The sequence below is a fragment of the Pelobacter propionicus DSM 2379 genome (assembly GCF_000015045.1).
In the GTDB taxonomy this organism is placed as follows: Bacteria; Desulfobacterota; Desulfuromonadia; order Geobacterales; family Pseudopelobacteraceae; genus Pseudopelobacter; species Pseudopelobacter propionicus.
Map to the genome: position 1 here is coordinate 3832367 of NC_008609.1, position 16705 is coordinate 3849071.

The 16705-nt window shown below is 59.9% G+C and carries 16 protein-coding genes, 1 pseudogene and 1 riboswitch; of the genes and pseudogenes, 6 read left to right on the forward strand and 11 right to left on the reverse strand.

Annotation, left to right across the window (positions count from 1 at the left end; genetic code table 11):
- Positions 1-94 precede the first annotated feature (94 nt).
- On the forward strand, positions 95-1558 hold the full coding sequence (gene nifK, locus PPRO_RS17260) for a nitrogenase molybdenum-iron protein subunit beta (protein ID WP_011737278.1): 1464 nt from the start codon (positions 95-97) through the stop codon (positions 1556-1558).
- A gap of 126 nt (positions 1559-1684) precedes the next feature.
- Here the strand turns inward: nifK and PPRO_RS17265 are convergent, their stop codons facing one another.
- From PPRO_RS17265 to PPRO_RS17285, 5 genes are all read right to left on the reverse strand, one after another.
- On the reverse strand, positions 1685-1918 hold the full coding sequence (locus tag PPRO_RS17265; RefSeq protein WP_041532405.1) for a hypothetical protein: 234 nt from the start codon (positions 1916-1918) through the stop codon (positions 1685-1687).
- A gap of 59 nt (positions 1919-1977) precedes the next feature.
- Positions 1978-2793, reverse strand: coding sequence for an OmpA family protein (locus PPRO_RS17270; RefSeq protein ID WP_011737279.1), 816 nt, complete (start codon positions 2791-2793; stop codon positions 1978-1980).
- A gap of 6 nt (positions 2794-2799) precedes the next feature.
- A complete protein-coding gene (locus PPRO_RS17275) occupies positions 2800-3549 on the reverse strand; it encodes a flagellar motor protein (protein ID WP_011737280.1) in 750 nt (249 codons plus the stop codon).
- 3 nt (positions 3550-3552) lie between these two features.
- A complete protein-coding gene (locus tag PPRO_RS17280) occupies positions 3553-3873 on the reverse strand; it encodes a flagellar FlbD family protein (protein WP_011737281.1) in 321 nt (106 codons plus the stop codon).
- Between the two features lie 96 nt (positions 3874-3969).
- Positions 3970-5061, reverse strand: a complete 1092-nt coding sequence (locus PPRO_RS17285; RefSeq protein WP_011737282.1) for a phosphotransacetylase family protein — start codon at positions 5059-5061, stop codon at positions 3970-3972.
- 295 nt (positions 5062-5356) lie between these two features.
- Positions 5357-5459: riboswitch (TPP riboswitch) on the forward strand.
- A 44-nt stretch (positions 5460-5503) separates the two neighbouring features.
- On the opposite strand from PPRO_RS17285, the gene thiS reads away from it, so the two are divergent.
- The 4 genes from thiS (at position 5504) to PPRO_RS17305 (ending at position 8139) form a co-directional block, all read left to right on the forward strand.
- Positions 5504-5704: a sulfur carrier protein ThiS gene (thiS, locus tag PPRO_RS17290; RefSeq protein WP_011737283.1), complete on the forward strand. Its 201-nt coding sequence runs from the start codon at positions 5504-5506 to the stop codon at positions 5702-5704.
- Positions 5705-5766: 62 nt separating this feature from the next.
- Positions 5767-6543, forward strand: a complete 777-nt coding sequence (locus tag PPRO_RS17295; protein ID WP_011737284.1) for a thiazole synthase — start codon at positions 5767-5769, stop codon at positions 6541-6543.
- The gene (thiE, locus tag PPRO_RS17300) at positions 6543-7214 is read left to right on the forward strand and encodes a thiamine phosphate synthase (protein ID WP_011737285.1); all 672 of its coding nucleotides are present in this window, start codon (positions 6543-6545) and stop codon (positions 7212-7214) included. The genes PPRO_RS17295 and thiE overlap by 1 nt, the downstream gene beginning before the upstream one ends.
- On the forward strand, positions 7198-8139 hold the full coding sequence (locus tag PPRO_RS17305) for a TIGR01212 family radical SAM protein (protein ID WP_011737286.1): 942 nt from the start codon (positions 7198-7200) through the stop codon (positions 8137-8139). The genes thiE and PPRO_RS17305 overlap by 17 nt, the downstream gene beginning before the upstream one ends.
- Positions 8140-8210: 71 nt before the next feature.
- Here PPRO_RS17305 and PPRO_RS17310 read toward each other — a convergent pair.
- The 6 genes and pseudogenes from PPRO_RS17310 to PPRO_RS17335 all read right to left on the reverse strand — a co-directional run.
- Positions 8211-8657: pseudogene (locus tag PPRO_RS17310) on the reverse strand (HD-GYP domain-containing protein); the annotation flags it as partial.
- 158 nt (positions 8658-8815) lie between these two features.
- The gene (locus PPRO_RS17315) at positions 8816-10174 is read right to left on the reverse strand and encodes an IS1182 family transposase (RefSeq protein ID WP_011733975.1); all 1359 of its coding nucleotides are present in this window, start codon (positions 10172-10174) and stop codon (positions 8816-8818) included.
- A 104-nt stretch (positions 10175-10278) separates the two neighbouring features.
- A complete protein-coding gene (locus tag PPRO_RS17320) occupies positions 10279-10965 on the reverse strand; it encodes a response regulator (protein ID WP_011737288.1) in 687 nt (228 codons plus the stop codon).
- 154 nt (positions 10966-11119) lie between these two features.
- Positions 11120-11758 (reverse strand): response regulator, encoded by a 639-nt coding sequence (locus PPRO_RS17325; protein WP_011737289.1) that lies wholly within the window; start codon positions 11756-11758, stop codon positions 11120-11122.
- A 5-nt stretch (positions 11759-11763) separates the two neighbouring features.
- Positions 11764-13233 (reverse strand): PAS domain-containing sensor histidine kinase, encoded by a 1470-nt coding sequence (locus tag PPRO_RS19840; RefSeq protein WP_011737290.1) that lies wholly within the window; start codon positions 13231-13233, stop codon positions 11764-11766.
- 3 nt (positions 13234-13236) lie between these two features.
- Positions 13237-15099, reverse strand: a complete 1863-nt coding sequence (locus PPRO_RS17335) for an AMP-dependent synthetase/ligase (protein ID WP_011737291.1) — start codon at positions 15097-15099, stop codon at positions 13237-13239.
- 174 nt (positions 15100-15273) lie between these two features.
- On the opposite strand from PPRO_RS17335, the gene gltX reads away from it, so the two are divergent.
- A complete protein-coding gene (gltX, locus tag PPRO_RS17340; protein WP_011737292.1) occupies positions 15274-16683 on the forward strand; it encodes a glutamate--tRNA ligase in 1410 nt (469 codons plus the stop codon).
- Positions 16684-16705 lie beyond the last annotated feature (22 nt).

Here is a 16705-nt window from a genome sequence, read left to right on the forward strand (position 1 = left end):
TGTTTTTACCGCCTCACGCCTCGCCCATCACCCCTCACCTTTCACATTTCCGACCGTGGAACGGATTGGTTCCCGGCGTACAAAGGAGAAAACCATGAGCGCAGATGCCGCCGTCAAATATGTTACCGAAATAACCCCAGAGGATGAATCGCGGGTCGCGGAATGGATCAACACCGAGGAGTACAAGGAGAAGAACTTCGCCCGCCAGGCCCTGGTGATCAACCCGGCCCACACCTGCCAGCCCCTGGGTGCCGAACTGGTGGCCCATTCCTTCGAGGGAACCCTGCCGTTCGTCCATGGATCACAGGGGTGCGCATCCTACTACCGCAGCACCCTGAACCGGCATTTCCGCGAACCAGCTCCCGCAGTGTCCGATGCCATGACCGAGGACGGCGCGGTGTTCGGCGGCCAGAACAACCTGCATGAGGCGCTGGAAAACGCCTATGCGCTGTACAAGCCGAAGATGATCGGGATCTTCACCTCCTGCATGCCGGAGGTCATCGGCGACGACCTGACCGCCTTCATCAAAAATGCCCGTCAGAAGGGGTTCATTCCCCAGGACTTCCCCGTAGCCTACGCCAACACGCCCAGTTTCAACGGCTCCCATATCCACGGCTACGACTCCATGCTGCTCTCCATGCTCCAGACCTTGACCGAGGGAAAACGGATGGAGGGGCGCTGCACCGGCAAGCTCAACCTGATCCCTGGCTGTGACTTCAACACCGGCAACTACCGTGAATACAAGCGCATCCTGAAGGAGTTCGGCATCCCCGCTACCGTGCTTGCCGACATCTCCGATGTGTTCGACTCCCCCCTTGACGGCACCTACCGTCTCTACCCGGGCGGCACCAAGCTGGAGGACGCGGCCGACTCCATCAACGGCAAGGTAACCATGACCCTGGGCAAATTCGCCACGACCAGGACCTTTAGCTGGATCAAGGACAACTACGCCGGAGAGCACCTGTCCTTGCCGACCCCCTTCGGCATCGAGAAGAGCGACGCCTTCATGATGAAGCTGGCCGAACTGTTCGGTAAACCGGTGCCCGAGTCGCTGAAGGCCGAGCGGGGCAGGGCGGTGGACGCCATGACCGATGCCCACCAGTACATTCACAACAAGAAGTTCGCCGTCTACGGCGACCCCGACTACCTGCTGGGCTATGTCTCCTTCCTGCTAGAAATGGGTGCACAGCCGTACCACATCCTCTGCAGCAAGGGGAGCAAAAAACTGGAAAAGGATATCCAGGCCCTGCTGGACAGCTCGCTCTATGGCAAAGACGCAAAGATCTACATGAACAAGGACCTGTGGCACCTGCGCAGCCTGGTCATGACCGATCCTGTGGACGCCATCATCGGCGATACCCACGGCAAGTTCATCAGCCGCGACGCCAAGATCCCGCTGTTCCGCTTCGGTTTCCCGATCTTCGACCGGGTCAACCTGCACCGCTCTCCGCTGATCGGTTACCAGGGGGTGATCAACATGGTCACCACCATCTGCAACAAGTTCATCGACATCACCGATGACACCTGCGATGACCGGCATTTCGAGATGATGAGGTAGATGGAGCAAGGGGATACACGAAAATGACAAGGGGCGCTCCATCCGGGGCGCCCCTCTCTGTTCTCGTTTCCTATACGGCTTGAATTCCGCGGCTGGAGCCGCACTCGCTTCGCTGCGGGTCATGCATCAGCAGGGAACGTGAAATTTTCTCCGGCTGCAGAGCCGGGCGTCGTCAGGTCCCGCAACGTACATCCTTCCCCAGTGCCTGGCAGTCGTCTGGCCACGCTTCTTCTGCCGCCCGGCACGCTTGCGCGCCATGCAGCAGTGAAGAGCGGTCCAGACTCCCTGCCGGCAGTCCATCCACGAGACATACCCACCATACACGACGACAAGCAGTCCCATCAGCACGATCGGTTCCACGGTCTCCCTCCTGTTCCTCTTTTTGGACAGGATAGCACAGGGGTATGACAGAATACGTCCTACTCTGGTTTTGGTTGGTTGGAACTATTTTCCGGTTCGCCCCGTTCCCCTTCGTTGGAGAGCATGACCAGGTCCACGCGACGGTTCTTGGCGCGTCCCTCAGGCGTGGCGTTGTCGGCCATGGGGCGGAACTCGGCATAGCCGGCTACCGATATCTTGTCCGGATCAACGCCAAAGTTCCTGATCAGATACTTGAGGCCGTTCACGGCACGGGCAGTGGAGAGTTCCCAGTTGGAGGGGAACTGGGATGTGTTGATGGGGACGTTGTCGGTATGCCCTTCCAGGCGCAACGGGTTGCTGTACTGGGTCATTACCTCGGCTATGGTGTTGATCAGCTCATAGGCAGTGGGCTTGATCTGGGCCTGCCCGGAATCGAAGAAACCGGCTTCCTTCAGGCTGACAATCAGGCCGCGGCGGGTGATGGTCAGGTTGACCTTGCTCTGGGCGCCCTGCTTGACCAGATAGGCTTCGATGGATGATTTGATCTGGCGGAAATCCTTCTCCGTGGCGCGGGTCTTGACCATGCCGCGCGCGCCACGACTCCCCGGCATGACCGAGACTTCCGGCTTGATGCTGGGGGTGATGCTCATCTGGCTGGAGGGGAGGATGTTCATCTTGGGCGATGGCGCCCCAGCCTGGACCATTCCGAATGACTGCTGGATGGACTGCATGACCTCTTCGGTTTTCTTCTTGTCGCTCTGGGACATGGCGTAGAGGGTGACGAACACCGCGAAGAGGAGCGTGATGAAGTCGGCGTAGGAGACCAGCCAGCGTTCGTGGTTGACGTGTTTTTCCGGTTCTTTCTTCCGTGCCATGGCGGATCAGTGCTCCCCTCCCGCGAAGGCCTTCAGTTTCTGCTCGATGAAGTGCGGGTTCTCGCCGTTCTGGATGGCGATCAGTCCCTCCAAAATCATGACGCGGCGCAGGACCTCTTCCTTCATACGAATCTTGAGCTTGGTGCCGATGGGGAGACAGATGATGTTGGCCACCATCAGACCGTAGATGGTGGCAACGAAGGCCACGGCGATGCCGGCACCCAGCTTCGAGGTGTCGGAGAGGTTGCTCATGACATGAATCAGACCGAGCACGGCGCCGATGATACCGATAGTGGGGGAGAAACCGCCGGCCGCCTCGTAGAACTCCACGCTGTGCTTGCTGTGATCCTCGAAAGCGGTGATGTCCGCCTCCAGGGTCTCCCGCAGCTTCTGGGGGTCGATGCCGTCAACCACCAGCGATATCCCCTTCTTGACGAAGGGGTCTTTGGCCGTTTGGGCCTCCTGCTCCAGGGAGATGAGGCCGTTGCGGCGGGCCTTGGTGGCGTAGTTTATGATGTCCTTGACGACCGATTCGTGATCCACATTGGCCGGCAGGAAGGCTATCTTGACATCCTTGAAAGCCTTGATGATGGCAGATAGCGGAAAACAGACGAACGTGGCGCCGAAGGTGCCACCAAGTACGATCAAGGCCGCGGTCGGCTGAATCAGGGCGGATAAGTGCAGCCCTTCCAGGACCGCGCCGCCGAATACGGCGCCGAAGCCCATTACCAAACCTATGATGGTTGCTAAGTCCATATGTCAGAAATCCCGGGTGTGAGGTTGTGCCGCGGTCTGGAAGGTGCGCTCCACAGGAGTGATGTCGCGGCTCTGGATCGCGCTGCGAAAGAGACATTGGCGCTTTGCGGCACGACTCCGTTTACCGGTCGTCCCGCCAGAACGCCGGATGATGCGAGAGCGAAAAGCGATGATCTTGTCGATAATAACCCTGGCCGGTTCCCTGACGATGAAATGATGGTCATTGAACAGGGTAATGACCGTATCGGGCGTCTCCTCGATGCAGACGATATGGTCAGGATTGATGTAGAACATCTGTTTGTCCATTCGGGTCAGGAATATCATGTCGTCACCAGCGAAGCGTAGTCTTTTGTCACGCTATTCTATAAATAGCAAACAGTCCGTGAGGTCAAGCGTTTTTTGACGCCCGCAACGCCGTTTTCAGAGCATGGCATCAATGGCATCGAAGTCAATGTACTGTTCGGCAATCGTGTTGATCAGTTCAATCTTCTCCCTGTCGTCCGGGCCAATCTTGGAGACGTACTCCCGCAGGCTGATGAACACCTCGGCCGAGAGGTCCTTGACCCGGAAATAGGGGATATTGCTGTCCTCCATGATCCGCCTGGTGATGGCGGACATGGGGGCGTACCCACAGACGACCAGGCCGGCCAAGCGTTTCTTGAAATCGGGTATGTGGTGCAGCGAGGATGCGGTCACGACCAGTTCGTCGCGGGAACTGTTGACGACCAGCAGCGTCGACTCTCCCAAGAGGTCGATGACGCGCTGGCATGAGGCGGAGCCAAGCTGGATGGTATGGCAGATGCGGCTGTGGTCTTCCTGATCCCCCATCAGCGGCAGCTGCAAAAGGTCCGATACCTGCTGGAGCGTGGGATGAGCAAGAACGGGAATAAAATCAAAGGCGGTGGTTACGCTCAGCTTTTCACGGGCAAAGGCCTTGCGGATATAGGTGAGGGAACGCTCCTTCTTGTCCGGCTCCATCTTGTTGAGCATGATGAATTCGACCCTGGCCCGCGCCTCCCGGTACAGGGCCAGGTTGAGCTCCACCTCGTCAATGACCCTGCCGATGCCGCATCCGGTCACCAGCAGCACCGGAGCACCGATCTGGGCGGCAATGGTGGCGTTGCTCATGCCGAGAACAGAGCCGACACCGGTATGGCCAGCCCCCTCGATGATCAGGAAATCGTGCCGCTTCTCCAACTCGGCAATGGCCGCCAGGATGGTCCGGCGCGGATAGTCGGCGGGGATGTCGCCATCCAGGTAGCGCCGCGTACTTCCCGAAGAGAGTGTCATGGGGGACATGAGGCCCAGGTCCTCGTCAAGATGAAAGACGCTGGCGATCAGGGCTGCGTCGATATCCATGCACACCCCGCGGTACTCCACGCATTTGGGGCCGATGGGCTTAACAAAGCCGACCCTGCGGTATTTCTTCGCCGCCAGATGCATCAGGGAGAGGCTGATGGTTGTTTTTCCGCAGTGCTGGCCGGTTGCGCCGATGAAGATTTTCTTGCACATAGGGTTGTGTCCTCGCCGGTTGCTGGTTCAGGGGCGGCCGGGGTTCGCCATCAGTTCGCAGTGAAGCCGGTACTATTCCCCACCGCTGAGAAAACGCAGGATACGCACCCCCGTGCCGCACTTCTTGGCCACGACTATCTCTTTCGTAAGCCATAACTCTCAAGAAGCAGAGTAAAATCGGCAGAACTATACCACAAATCCGATCCATGCAGGAGCGATTTTATTCCGGGGAGCCGGCCGCTCCCCGGCACGGATAAATTCATTGACACCGGAACGCCAATCATCTAGTTTATCTGAAAAACGCTGGGGGAGTTTCGACTGAGAGCAACCGTTTACGGTTGCGACCCTTAGTACCTGATCCGGGTAATGCCGGCGGAGGGAAGCGCATGTTATCAACACTTACAAGCCGCTTCTGCGGCTTTTTTCGTTTCTGGAGAAAAAAATGATCATAACCGTTAACGGCAAGGCGACCGACGTGAAGGATGGCTGCACCATCGGCCAGTTGCTGGAGCAACTGGAGATCAAGCGGGACCGTGTCGCGGTGGAGGTCAATCTGGACATCGTGCCCAAGGCTTCCCACGATTCCCATGCCCTGGCTGCAGGGGATGTCATCGAGATCGTTCAATTTGTTGGCGGCGGCTAGGACATCCTGCCCGGCTCCCCCCTTTTCTGTCCATCGATATTGCGAAAAAGGAGAACACGAACATGGCTGAAGACAAACTTGTGATTGCCGGACGTGAATTCAACTCGCGCCTGATGGTGGGAACCGGCAAGTATGCCAGTTTCCCGCAGATGGCCCAGGCCCTGGAGGCGTCCGGGGCAGAGATCGTCACCGTCGCCGTACGGAGGGTCAATATCTCCGACCGCAGCCAGGAATCGCTGCTGGATTACATCGACCCCACGAAGTATACCCTGCTGCCCAACACCGCCGGATGCTACACCGCCGACGATGCGGTGCGCACCTGTCGCCTGGCCCGCGAGGCCGGCCTCTCCGATTTCGTCAAACTGGAGGTGCTGGGCGACGAGAAGACGCTCTTCCCTGACAACGAGGAACTGCTCAAAGCGGCCGCTATCCTGATCAAGGATGGCTTTACCGTGCTCCCCTACTGCAGCGACGACGTGATCCTCTGCCGCAAGCTGGAAGACCTGGGCTGCGCCGCGGTCATGCCGCTGGGCGCCCCCATCGGCAGCGGCCTGGGGATTCGCAACCCCTACAACATCAGGATCATCATGGAGAACGTCAAGGTTCCGGTCATCGTGGATGCCGGGGTCGGTTCCGCCTCCGATGCCGCCATTGCCATGGAGCTTGGCTGCGATGGCGTGCTGATGAACACCGCCATTGCCGGCGCCCAGGATCCCATCGCCATGGCCGAGGCCATGAATCTGGCGGTGAGGGCCGGCCGCCTCTCCTACAAGGCAGGCCGCATCCCGCGCAAGCTCTACGCCAACGCCTCCAGCCCGCTGGATGGGATGATCGGCTGATGTCGACCGTTTCCCGGGGTGAAGGACAATCCCGTTGCGTTGATTTTTCACTGTACCTGATCACCGACCGGCGTCAGACCGCCGGTCGGCCTCTGCTGGATGTCGTAGCCGCCGCCCTCAGGGGGGGCGTCGGGGCGGTGCAACTCAGGGAGAAGGACCTGCCCGACAACGAACTATTAGAACTGGCCCGTGACCTGCGGCGCCTGACGCACGAACACCATGCCCGCCTGCTGATCAACCGCAGGGTGGATGTCTGTCAGGCGGTGGGCGCCGACGGCGTTCAGCTGGGAATCGAAGGGCTCTCCATAGTCGAGGCGCGGCGGTTACTGGGCGATGGCCCGCTGATCGGCTATTCGGCCCATGCCGTGGAAGAGGCCCGCAGGGCAGAGGCTTCTGGCGCGGACTTCGTCACCCTCAGCCCGGTATATCACACCCCTTCCAAGGCCCCCTTCGGCGAACCGCTGGGGCCGGACAGACTGGGGGAGGCCTGCGGGGCCCTGGGCATTCCGGTATTCGCCCTGGGGGGCATCAAAGGAAGCACCATCGCCCGGGTCATGGCAGCCGGAGCCCACGGCGTCGCCCTGATCTCGGCCATCACGGCAGCCGCCAACCCCGAAACCGAGGCAGCATCCTTACTACAGACGATCGAGCAGCATGAAACCCTTTCCTGACCATCAGATCCACCCCGACCTCCGCATCAACTCCTATGGTCACTACCTGCGCCGCCGCTTCGGCTGTCGGGTCAGCAAGGTCAACGTGGATGGCGGCTTCACCTGCCCCAACCGCGACGGCAGCAAGGGAACCGGCGGCTGCGTCTACTGCAACAACGTCTCCTTCTCCCCCAAGGCCACCCAGCCGGTGATCCCCATCGAGGAGCAGATGGCCCAGGGTATGGCTTATCACCGTACCCGACTGGGATCCGAGAAGTTCATCATCTACTTCCAGAAATACACCAACACCTACGCCTCTCTGGATGTGCTGGCAGATTTTTACCACCGCGCCCTGGACCACCCGGACGTGCTGGGTATCTCGGTGGGCACCCGGCCCGACGCCCTCTCCGACGAGGCGTTGGAGCTTTTGACCGAGATCGCACGCACGCGCTACGTCTGCCTGGAGCTGGGATTGCAGTCCATCAACGACGACATCCTGGCGGACATCAACCGCGGCCATACCCTGGACGAGTACCTGGAGACGGTCCAGCGGGCAGCCGGCCGCAACTTCGACATCTGCACCCATCTTATCTACGGATTTCCGGGAGAGACGAGGGAAGGCTTCCTGAAGAGCGCCAACCTGATCGCCTCACTTCCGGTGGATTCCATCAAGCTGCATCAGCTGCACGCAGTGGAGGGGACCGAGCTGGCCAGGCGCTACTTCCGCGGCGAGTACCGTCCGCTCAAGATCGAAGAGTACATCGCCACGGCGGCCGACTTCCTGGAGCGCCTCCCCGGCCGGGTCACGATCCAGCGCCTGTACGGCTCGGCGCCGCTGGATATCTGCGTGGCACCCCGCTGGGGGCTGAAGAACAACCAGATGTGGTATGCGGTGGTCAACGAGTTGAAGCGGCGCGGCACCTGGCAGGGGTGTCGGAGAGCATAATCCGCTGAACTGGCAGCGGGAGAGAGGGCAACGACCGTAATTCCAATCCCAACTCCTGGCCACCCGCCTCATCAATCACTGTTCTCGCTGAAAATCGTATCAAACATCCCGGCCTGCAGCCTGAAGGCATTCAGAACCCGAAGATCGAAATGGTCAGGCATGGTTCGGCCATCCCCGTTGCCGATGATGTGGCAGGCCTCCTGATGAGAGAATGCCTGCTTGTAGATTCGTTTGCAGCGCAGGGCGTCGTACTGATCCACCAACATGACAATTCTGGCTTCCAGCGGGATCTCTTCGCCCCGCAGGCCATGGGGGTAGCCGCTCCCATCCCACCGTTCATGATGATTACGCGCAATGGAGGCCGCCATCTGCAACATGGGGAAGGAGGAGCCACGCAGAAACCGCTCCCCGATAATTGTGTGCCGCTTCATTACCTCGAATTCCTCGGCAGTGAGCCCCTCCTGCTTACGAAGGATAGCATCCGGTACACCGATTTTTCCCACATCGTGCATTGCACTAGGAGTCTGTCGGGCTTGACCTCAGGGGCGCCCTCTTTTGTGGCCAAGCCGATTAAAAAAGTTCCGTATGTGTTCGTCTTCCCACCGGCAACCTGGTTAATTCAGCCCTTTCAGCGATGACTGCGGTTATTACAGGCTGATTTTCGCTATTTCTCATTCTATCCGGCCAAGACATGCAGCCGTTTGATGTTGTAGGCCATGCAGACGAGGTTCCATTCGCCTTTTACTGCTTCAAAGCCACGAAGAAGAAAGCTTCTGAATCCCATGACCGCCTTGATGATGCCGAAGACCGGTTCCGAGGTGACTTTTCGCTGGGCGTAGATCGCCTTGCCGGAAGGTGTCTTCAGGCGATGCTTCATTCTGGCCACGGAATCGGCATCTTCGGGTAACGGCGGCGGTTCGGCAAAGCGCTCCATCAGTGGCACGTTGTGACTCTGCCGGTCTACGGCAATGTAGGGAGTTATCCCGTTCTCCTCACAGGCAGTTACATTGGTTTCGCTGAAGTAGCCACTGTCAGCTACCAGATCGGTTGCCTTGCCAAGCTTCTCAGGCAGCGCCGCCAGGTTCTCCAGGGTCGGTGTCAGCTCCTGTTTGTCATTGGGATTCTGGGTAACATGGGCCGAAACGATGAGCTTTGATGCTGTATCCACACCGGCCTGGGCGTTGTAAGTCTGCTCGAATCCGCCACCGGAGGTCGGCATGATCCGCGACTCTTCATCGGTCAGATTGACCTGATCTTTGGCAGTGGGGCCGGATTTGGGCGGTTTCGGCTCTTTCCCCTTGGCCTTCTTGCCCGTTGCCTGCTCCTTCTTGGCCCGTTCGGCGACTTTCTTCTCATAAGCGGCCTGTTCACGAGCATGGCGCTCAGCGGCTCGTTTTTCGATCTCGACCTTGGCTGCGGCAATGGCGGAAAGACGCTTTTCCCGACGTTCCAGTTCTTCGGGGATGTTCATGCCGTCCGGAATATCGGCACGGTCCGCTGCCTCGGCCTTTTTGAGCAGTTCGCCAACCTCAGCCTTGATCTGCTCTTCAAGCTTGCAGGCATGCTCATAGCTCAGCGCCTTGTGCTTGGAGGCGTTCGCCTTGATTTTGCTGCCATCCAAACTAACGTTGCCCAGTTTCAGCACCTCCATCTGATGAGCGATCAGCAGAATCTGGGCAAACAGCTTGTTCAGTTGCGGCAGAAAACGCCGGCGGAAGGTGGCAATGGTATCGTGGTCAGGATGACTGTTTGCCGCTATGAACCGGAATGCCACGGAGTCGTAGGTGCTGCGCTCAAGCTTCCGGCTGGAGAATACGCCTGTCGCATAACCGTAAAACAACAATGCTACCAGCATCTCAGGGTTATAGGGCTGCGAGCCTCGGCCGGCATAGGTAGCTTTCAAAGAGCGCAGGTCGAGCTGTTCGACAATTTCGACCACAAACCGGGCCAAGTGCTTTTCTGGTAGCCAATCCTGCAGCGATGGCGGGAGCAGATAGGGTGTTTCCCGGTCAACTTCAATAAACTTTGATTTCATAGTCAACCCCGATACCTAACCAGTTGATATTACCGGACAAATATACGGGATACACCAAGAAAACGCAAGCTAAAGCTGACGACTTATTCAATAAATACAGCAGGTTAACCAATTGAAAACGCCCTGGAGATGACGGCTGAATGCGTTAAGCCCGACAGACTCCTAGCAACGCGGATAGTCTCGACAAAATCGCTGTTCATTCCCAATTCACCCGCCAGCAGTTCCGCATAGAGCCCGATACGTGCGATATGTTTCCCCGTGTCCTCATCCCTCAGTTCCGCCGCTGAGGTCAGGCGGGAAATCGTCTCCATGCTCATGCTCTTCAACTTGCCCAGAGCATCGGCCAGCTCGGCTGAACGCAGAACAACCGTCCATTCCAGCTCCTGCCGATAGCTCTTCTCGATATTTTTCAGCCGTCGATAATTGATACCCCTCTCGATGGCGTGCAGCAGGTACTCGTTCTTGAAAGGCTTGACGATGAAGTCATAGGCTCCTTTCTTGATCGCGGAAACCGCCAGATCGAAACCGGGGAAAGCGGTTATCAGAATGACCGGTGCTTCACTGTCCCGCCGGCGAATGGCCTCCAACAGTTCCAGGCCGTCCATGCCGGGCATGCACACATCGCTCAGGAAGACGTCAACATGAACCGCATCCATGGCCTCGAGGGCAGATTCCCCGTTGGAAAAGGGGAGCACACGATACCCGGCCAGGGAGAGAGCCGTATCAAGGTACTGCAACACCAGCGGATCATCATCGATGACAGCAATCAGCCCCTTGGCTGCTCTAATCAAACAGGACCTCCTCGGCGTCCGGCGACTGGACGGCTTGTGCCCAGTCGCTCCGGAGAAGCAAAGGATTCATTAAATACGATTTGTCGTCATGTGTGAATCAGTGCAAGTCTCTATCACAGGTGGGAAAAGAGGAGAAAAACACGTAGGAGGATTCCTACAGGGTAAGCCCGTTCTGAATGCAGTAGTTGATGATATCGGCCGTGCTCCTCAAGTGAAGCTTCTCAAGAACCCGCGTGCGGTAGGTGCTGACGGTTTTCACGCTCAGGGAGAGTTCCCTGGCAATCTCGGTCAGCGTCTTGCCGGCCGCCATCATGCAGGCCAGCTGATACTCGCGATCCGAGAGGGCATGGTGCAGCACTGCCGGCTCTGCCCCGTCGCAGAGGGCATCGGCCAGCAACTCGGCCTGGGAGGGGGTCACGTAGCGCCGACCAGCCAGCACCTTTTCGATCGCCTCCTTCAGCACAACCGCCGCGTCACCCTTGTTGACATAACCGGAGGCCCCTGCCCGCAAGGCCCTGACGGCATAGTGCTCCTCGGGGTGGGTACTCACCATGATGACGGGCAGCCGGGGGTGCTTCTGCTGCAATGCCTTGAGCACGTTCAGGCCGTTTTGGTCCGGCAGCGAGATATCGAGCAGCACAAGGTTGTACTCGCACGAGCAGGCCATATCCAGGGTCTGTCTCCCGGTGCAGGCCTCATGGAACTCCACGGGCTGTTCCAGGATATCCTGCAGGACCCTGATCACTCCCTGCCTGACGATGGTGTGGTCATCAACAATCAAGATTCTCTTCACGACATTCACTCCCCGCTCTGCAGCGGAACCGTCACGCGCAGCAGCGTACCGCCTCCCTCTGCTCCGCCAACGGTCAGCTCTCCCCGGCAGATCCGGGCACGCTCCTGCATCCCCATCAGGCCGTAGGCCTGCGGCGATTCGATCTCCTCCGGCCTGATGCCGCGACCATTGTCCCCAATCTCCAGCACGAGTTGGCCGTCCCGTTTGCAGAGCGAGACGCTGACCTCCGTGGCGCGGGCATGACGGAGAACGTTGGTGAGCCCCTCCTGGACTATGCGCATAACCGCGGTTGCCAGCTGCGGCTCAAGGGGGTCGACCTCCTCGTTGAGCATGACGAAACACTCGATGCCGCTGCGCCTGCTGAATTCAGCCACATGCCAGTCGATGGCGGCGGCGAGCCCCAGGCTGTCCAGCAGCGGCGGGCGCAGATCGGCGGCGATCCGCTGGACCGCCGAGGTCAGCTGCTCGATGTTCCAGCGCATCTCGTTCACCCGTTCTTGCACGGCGCTCTCTTTCGCCGGCAGCCTGTGCGCAATCCATTCCAGATCCAACTTCAGCACGGTCAGACTCTGTCCGATCTCGTCATGGATGTCGCGCGCCATGGCGAGCCGTTCCCGCTCCTGGACCGTCTGCAGATGATCACTCAGGGCACGCAGCTTCTGGTTGAGCTCCACCAGCTGCTCCTCGGCCCTGACACGCTCGCTGATGTCCCTGAACAGCCCTTGCATGATGCTCATCTCTCCCACCCGGGTGACGGAGTGTTTGATGTGCACCGGGATCCTTCTGCCGCTCTTGGAGACAACGATCGCCTCGGCGTTGTCAACCTCTCTATGCTGGGCAACGGTCCTCCTGAACTGGGCGGCGAAATGCTCCGCCATCTCGGGAGGGTGCAGAACCGTCTGATGCCTGCCGATGATCTCCTCACGCGGCAGCTCCAGCATCGCTTCGGCGGCCCGGTTGCAGTTGATGAGTATGCCGCTGTCGGCGTCGGCCCAGAAGATGGCGTCCGAGGCCCCCTCGAAGGTCATCCTGAATTTCTCCTCGCTCTGCTGCAGCAGGAGTTGGGACCGCTTACGTTCGCTGATATCGCGACTGATGCTGACGACCGAACTGATCGTGCCATTGTCGGACAGTTCCGGAATCAGCTGGCACTCGTAATAGATCAGCCTGCTGTCCGGCGCGGGGTAGGTGAATTCAATCTGCCGCGCCTGTCCGGTATCCCACACCGAATGCAGTGCAGCATCCCACTGCTGCACCAGCTCTTCCGGCATGCCCAGGTCGCGGTTGGTCCTGCCGATGAAGAATTGCCATGGTTTTCCCGTGACCGCCTCGATGGAGTCGGAGACATAGATATGGCGGAGAGCGCGGTCGAAGCGCGCCACCACCGTGTCAGGCAGCCTCGATGCCAGGAAATGAAAGGTATCTTCACCCCGTTTGCGTTCACTCTCCATCCTCAGGGTTCGTTCGGACGCCATGATCTACTCCCCGGTGTCAATATCGGCCCCCACGGCGAAGCGCTTGATCTTGCGGGTGGTTGTCTTGGGGAACTCATCCTCGCGCAGGGTGAATCGCCGCACCCGCTTGTAGTCAGCCAGGCCGGCACAGGCGGCCTGAACTTCGCGCCGCACAAGCGCCTCCACATCCTTCACGTCCATGGGGCAATTCCCCATCTTGCGGCAATGATCCTCCAGCGCCTCCTGATTGGGATAGATCATGGCGTGAACCTCCTCCTCGGCCGGCCCCACACGGTGGCCATAGACCATTACCTCGGCGATGTAGGGGCTCTTGAGCAGTTCCGCCTCCACCTCCTCGGGATAGACGTTCTTGCCGTTGGGGGTGACGATCAGATTCTTGACCCGGCCGCAGATGGTCAGGAAACCATCCCCATCGACCCGCGCCAGATCGCCGGTGCGATACCATCCATCCTGCAACACCTCCGCCGTGGCCTGGGGGTTGTTGTAGTACCCCAGCATGACGTTGGGCCCCTTGACCACCAGCTCACCCACCCCCTCCTGATTGGGGGTGTCAATGCGGATTGACATGCAGCGCAACGGGAGGCCGACGGTGCCCAGGCGCTTCTTCCCCGGGTGCTCGGCGCTGATCACCGGCGATGTCTCGGTGATGCCGTACCCCTGGTAGACGTTCAGGCCGACCCTGTCCAGGCCCCTGGCAATGGCCGGATCCAGGGCCGCTCCGCCGCTGACGTAGATGGTGCCGGCGCCGAAGGTGCGACGGACTTTGGAAGTCACCAGAGTGCGGACCAGGGGAAGGGAGAACAGGGTGCGCGAGACCCTTTTCGACTGGATGTTCTTCATGATCCGGTCCAGCAGCATGCGGTACACGGCCGGAACCGCCAGGAAGAAGGTCGGCTTGACCTCGGCCAGGTTTTCCCCCAGCTTCTTCAGGGACTCGCAGAAGGTTACCCTGCCCCCCAGGGCCAGCGGCAGCAGCACACCGCAGACCTGCTCGAAGACATGGTTGATGGGCAAAAACGAGAGGGTGTGGATGCTGCTGTCCAGCCCGAAGTGGTTGGCGGTTTCCAGGATATTGGAGACGATGTTGGCATGGCTGAGCATGGCCCCCTTGGAGCGGCCGGTTGTTCCCGAGGTATACAGGATCACCGCCGGGTCCTGGGGGGAGCGCGGCTTCTCAGGGAGGGGGGCGCTGTGGCAGAGGGCGTCCAAGGTGAGCAGCCTTCCTTCCCGGGTGAGTTGCGTGCGGATCGCCTCGATGGCGGAAAAGGGATCCACGACCTCCTTCTGGTCGCCCCTGGAAGATGCCGGGGCGCAGGACAGCTGGTAGAAACGGTTGCCCAGCTCTTCCAGGCGCTGAACCCGCTCCCGCGGTATGGGAATCGAAGCGGCCAGATCGCGCCATTCCTCCACAAGCTCCGACAGGCTGCGGGCAAGCTGTGAATCGCTGCGCTCCTCCGCCGCAGGGGACAGCACGACGATCCGCTCCAGTGCGGCTATATGGTTAACCGTCTGCAAAAGCGCGTCCAGGCAGGGGGGGGAGCTGAACACCACCCGGGCGTGGCAGTTGGTGAGAATATGGCGCAACTCGGCACTCTTCAGCTCCTTGTCGATGGGCACCACCACCCCACCCGCCTTGAGGATTGCCAGATAAGCGGCCACCCAGTTGGGTGAGGAGGGTGCCAGCAGGGCAGCGTGGTCGCCTGACCGGAAACCGGATTTGAGCAGGCCGGCCGCGATATGGTCGGAAAGCTCCCACAACGCGCCGTAGCTGATCTCCCGCCAGCTGTTCCCCACCTTGTGGCGCAGGGCAGGGCGGTCGCCGTTGATGCGGCAGCTCTCCCTGATCAGTGAATCGATGGTGTGCATGGCTCGCTCCGGGTGAAGTAATTGGCGAATAGTATCACGACAGTTCGGTTGCCTGTCAAAGACAAATACCGTTCCAACATGGAGAAAATGCTTTTTGAGACCACCCGTCGGTGCTATAGTGTTCGGTCGCTAATCAAAAGCACGCCTGCATGGCACAGAGAGGGAGATACAGTCATGTCCGATATCCGCGTCCGTTTCGCACCCAGCCCCACCGGCTACCTCCACGTGGGAGGAGCCCGCACGGCCCTGTTCAACTGGCTCTTGGCCAGGAAGCAGGGGGGCACCTTCATCCTGCGCATCGAGGATACCGATGTGGAGCGTTCCACCCAGGAATCGGTGGATGCCATCCTGCAGGGAATGGAGTGGCTGGGGCTTGACTGGGACGAGGGCCCCTTCTACCAGACCGACAACTTCCCGCTCTACCGGGAGTACATCCAGAAGCTGCTGGACGAGGGGAAGGCCTACCGCTGCTACTGCACGGCCGAGGAACTGGAGGCAAAGCGCGAACTGGCCATGAAGGAAGGGCGCAAGCCCAAGTATGACGGCACCTGCCGCGACCTGACGGAACAGCCCGCAGACCGGCCGTTTGTGGTCCGCTTCCGTGCACCCCAGGACGGCGGAGCCACCTCCTTCAACGACCTGATCAAGGGGACCATCACCTTCCCCAACGACGAACTGGACGACCTGATCGTCCAGCGCAGCGACGGCACGCCCACCTACAACTTCTGCGTAGTGATCGACGACGCCATCATGAAGATCACCACCGTCATCCGCGGTGACGACCATGTCAACAACACTCCGCGCCAGGTCCAGCTCTACCAGGCCCTGGGCTTTCCCGTACCGCAGTTCGCCCACGTCCCCATGATCCTGGGCAGCGACAAGGCGCGCCTCTCCAAGCGCCACGGCGCCACCAGCGTGATTGCCTACCGCGATATGGGCTTCCTGCCCGAGGCGCTGATGAACTACCTGGTACGTCTGGGGTGGAGCCACGGCGACGACGAGATCTTCAGCCGCGACGAGATGGTGGCCAAGTTCGACATCTCAAACGTGGGGCGCTCGCCCAGCGTCTTCAACCCGGACAAGCTGCTCTGGCTGAACGCCCACTACATAAAGCACGGCGACCCGCAACGTCTGGCCGACCTGCTGGTGCCGTTCCTGAAAATGCGGGGCGTTGATCCGGCCAACGGCGGGCCCCAGCTGGCGGTAGCCATCAAAACCCTGCAGGAGCGCGCCCGCACCATGCTGGAGATGGCCGATTCGGCCCTGTTCTACTACCACGCCCCCGAATCCTACGACAGGACCGCCCTGGCCAAGTTCGAGAAGGAGCACCTGCTGGCGGTGTATGCCACCGTGGCGGAGAAACTCTCCGCTGCCACGGCGGTCACGGCAGCCGAATTCGACGCGCTCTTCAAGGAGATCTGCGCCGAAAAGGGGTGGAAGATGCCCCAGGTGGGCCAACCGGTGCGCATCGCCCTCTCCGGCGGCACCCATGCCCCGGGCATCGGCGAGATCATCGTCACCCTGGGCAAAGAGGAGACCATCCAACGCATCCAGCGGGCGCGGGAGTTCGTGGAGAAGCAGTAGCAACGCCGCTCTTGTTCGTTCG

Excerpts from the sequence above, each read along its gene's own strand:
- PPRO_RS17285 (WP_011737282.1), bottom strand. The coding sequence starts at position 5,061 with ATGTGCAAGAAAATCTTCATCGGCGCAACCGGCCAGCACTGCGGAAAA.
- thiE (WP_011737285.1), top strand. The coding sequence starts at position 6,543 with ATGTCGACCGTTTCCCGGGGTGAAGGACAATCCCGTTGCGTTGATTTT.
- PPRO_RS17270 (WP_011737279.1), bottom strand. The coding sequence starts at position 2,793 with ATGGCACGGAAGAAAGAACCGGAAAAACACGTCAACCACGAACGCTGG.
- PPRO_RS17295 (WP_011737284.1), top strand. The coding sequence starts at position 5,767 with ATGGCTGAAGACAAACTTGTGATTGCCGGACGTGAATTCAACTCGCGC.
- PPRO_RS17275 (WP_011737280.1), bottom strand. The coding sequence starts at position 3,549 with ATGGACTTAGCAACCATCATAGGTTTGGTAATGGGCTTCGGCGCCGTA.
- PPRO_RS19840 (WP_011737290.1), bottom strand. The coding sequence starts at position 13,233 with ATGGCGTCCGAACGAACCCTGAGGATGGAGAGTGAACGCAAACGGGGT.
- thiS (WP_011737283.1), top strand. The coding sequence starts at position 5,504 with ATGATCATAACCGTTAACGGCAAGGCGACCGACGTGAAGGATGGCTGC.
- PPRO_RS17315 (WP_011733975.1), bottom strand. The coding sequence starts at position 10,174 with ATGAAATCAAAGTTTATTGAAGTTGACCGGGAAACACCCTATCTGCTC.
- gltX (WP_011737292.1), top strand. The coding sequence starts at position 15,274 with ATGTCCGATATCCGCGTCCGTTTCGCACCCAGCCCCACCGGCTACCTC.
- PPRO_RS17280 (WP_011737281.1), bottom strand. The coding sequence starts at position 3,873 with ATGATATTCCTGACCCGAATGGACAAACAGATGTTCTACATCAATCCT.
- nifK (WP_011737278.1), top strand. The coding sequence starts at position 95 with ATGAGCGCAGATGCCGCCGTCAAATATGTTACCGAAATAACCCCAGAG.
- PPRO_RS17305 (WP_011737286.1), top strand. The coding sequence starts at position 7,198 with ATGAAACCCTTTCCTGACCATCAGATCCACCCCGACCTCCGCATCAAC.
- PPRO_RS17335 (WP_011737291.1), bottom strand. The coding sequence starts at position 15,099 with ATGCACACCATCGATTCACTGATCAGGGAGAGCTGCCGCATCAACGGC.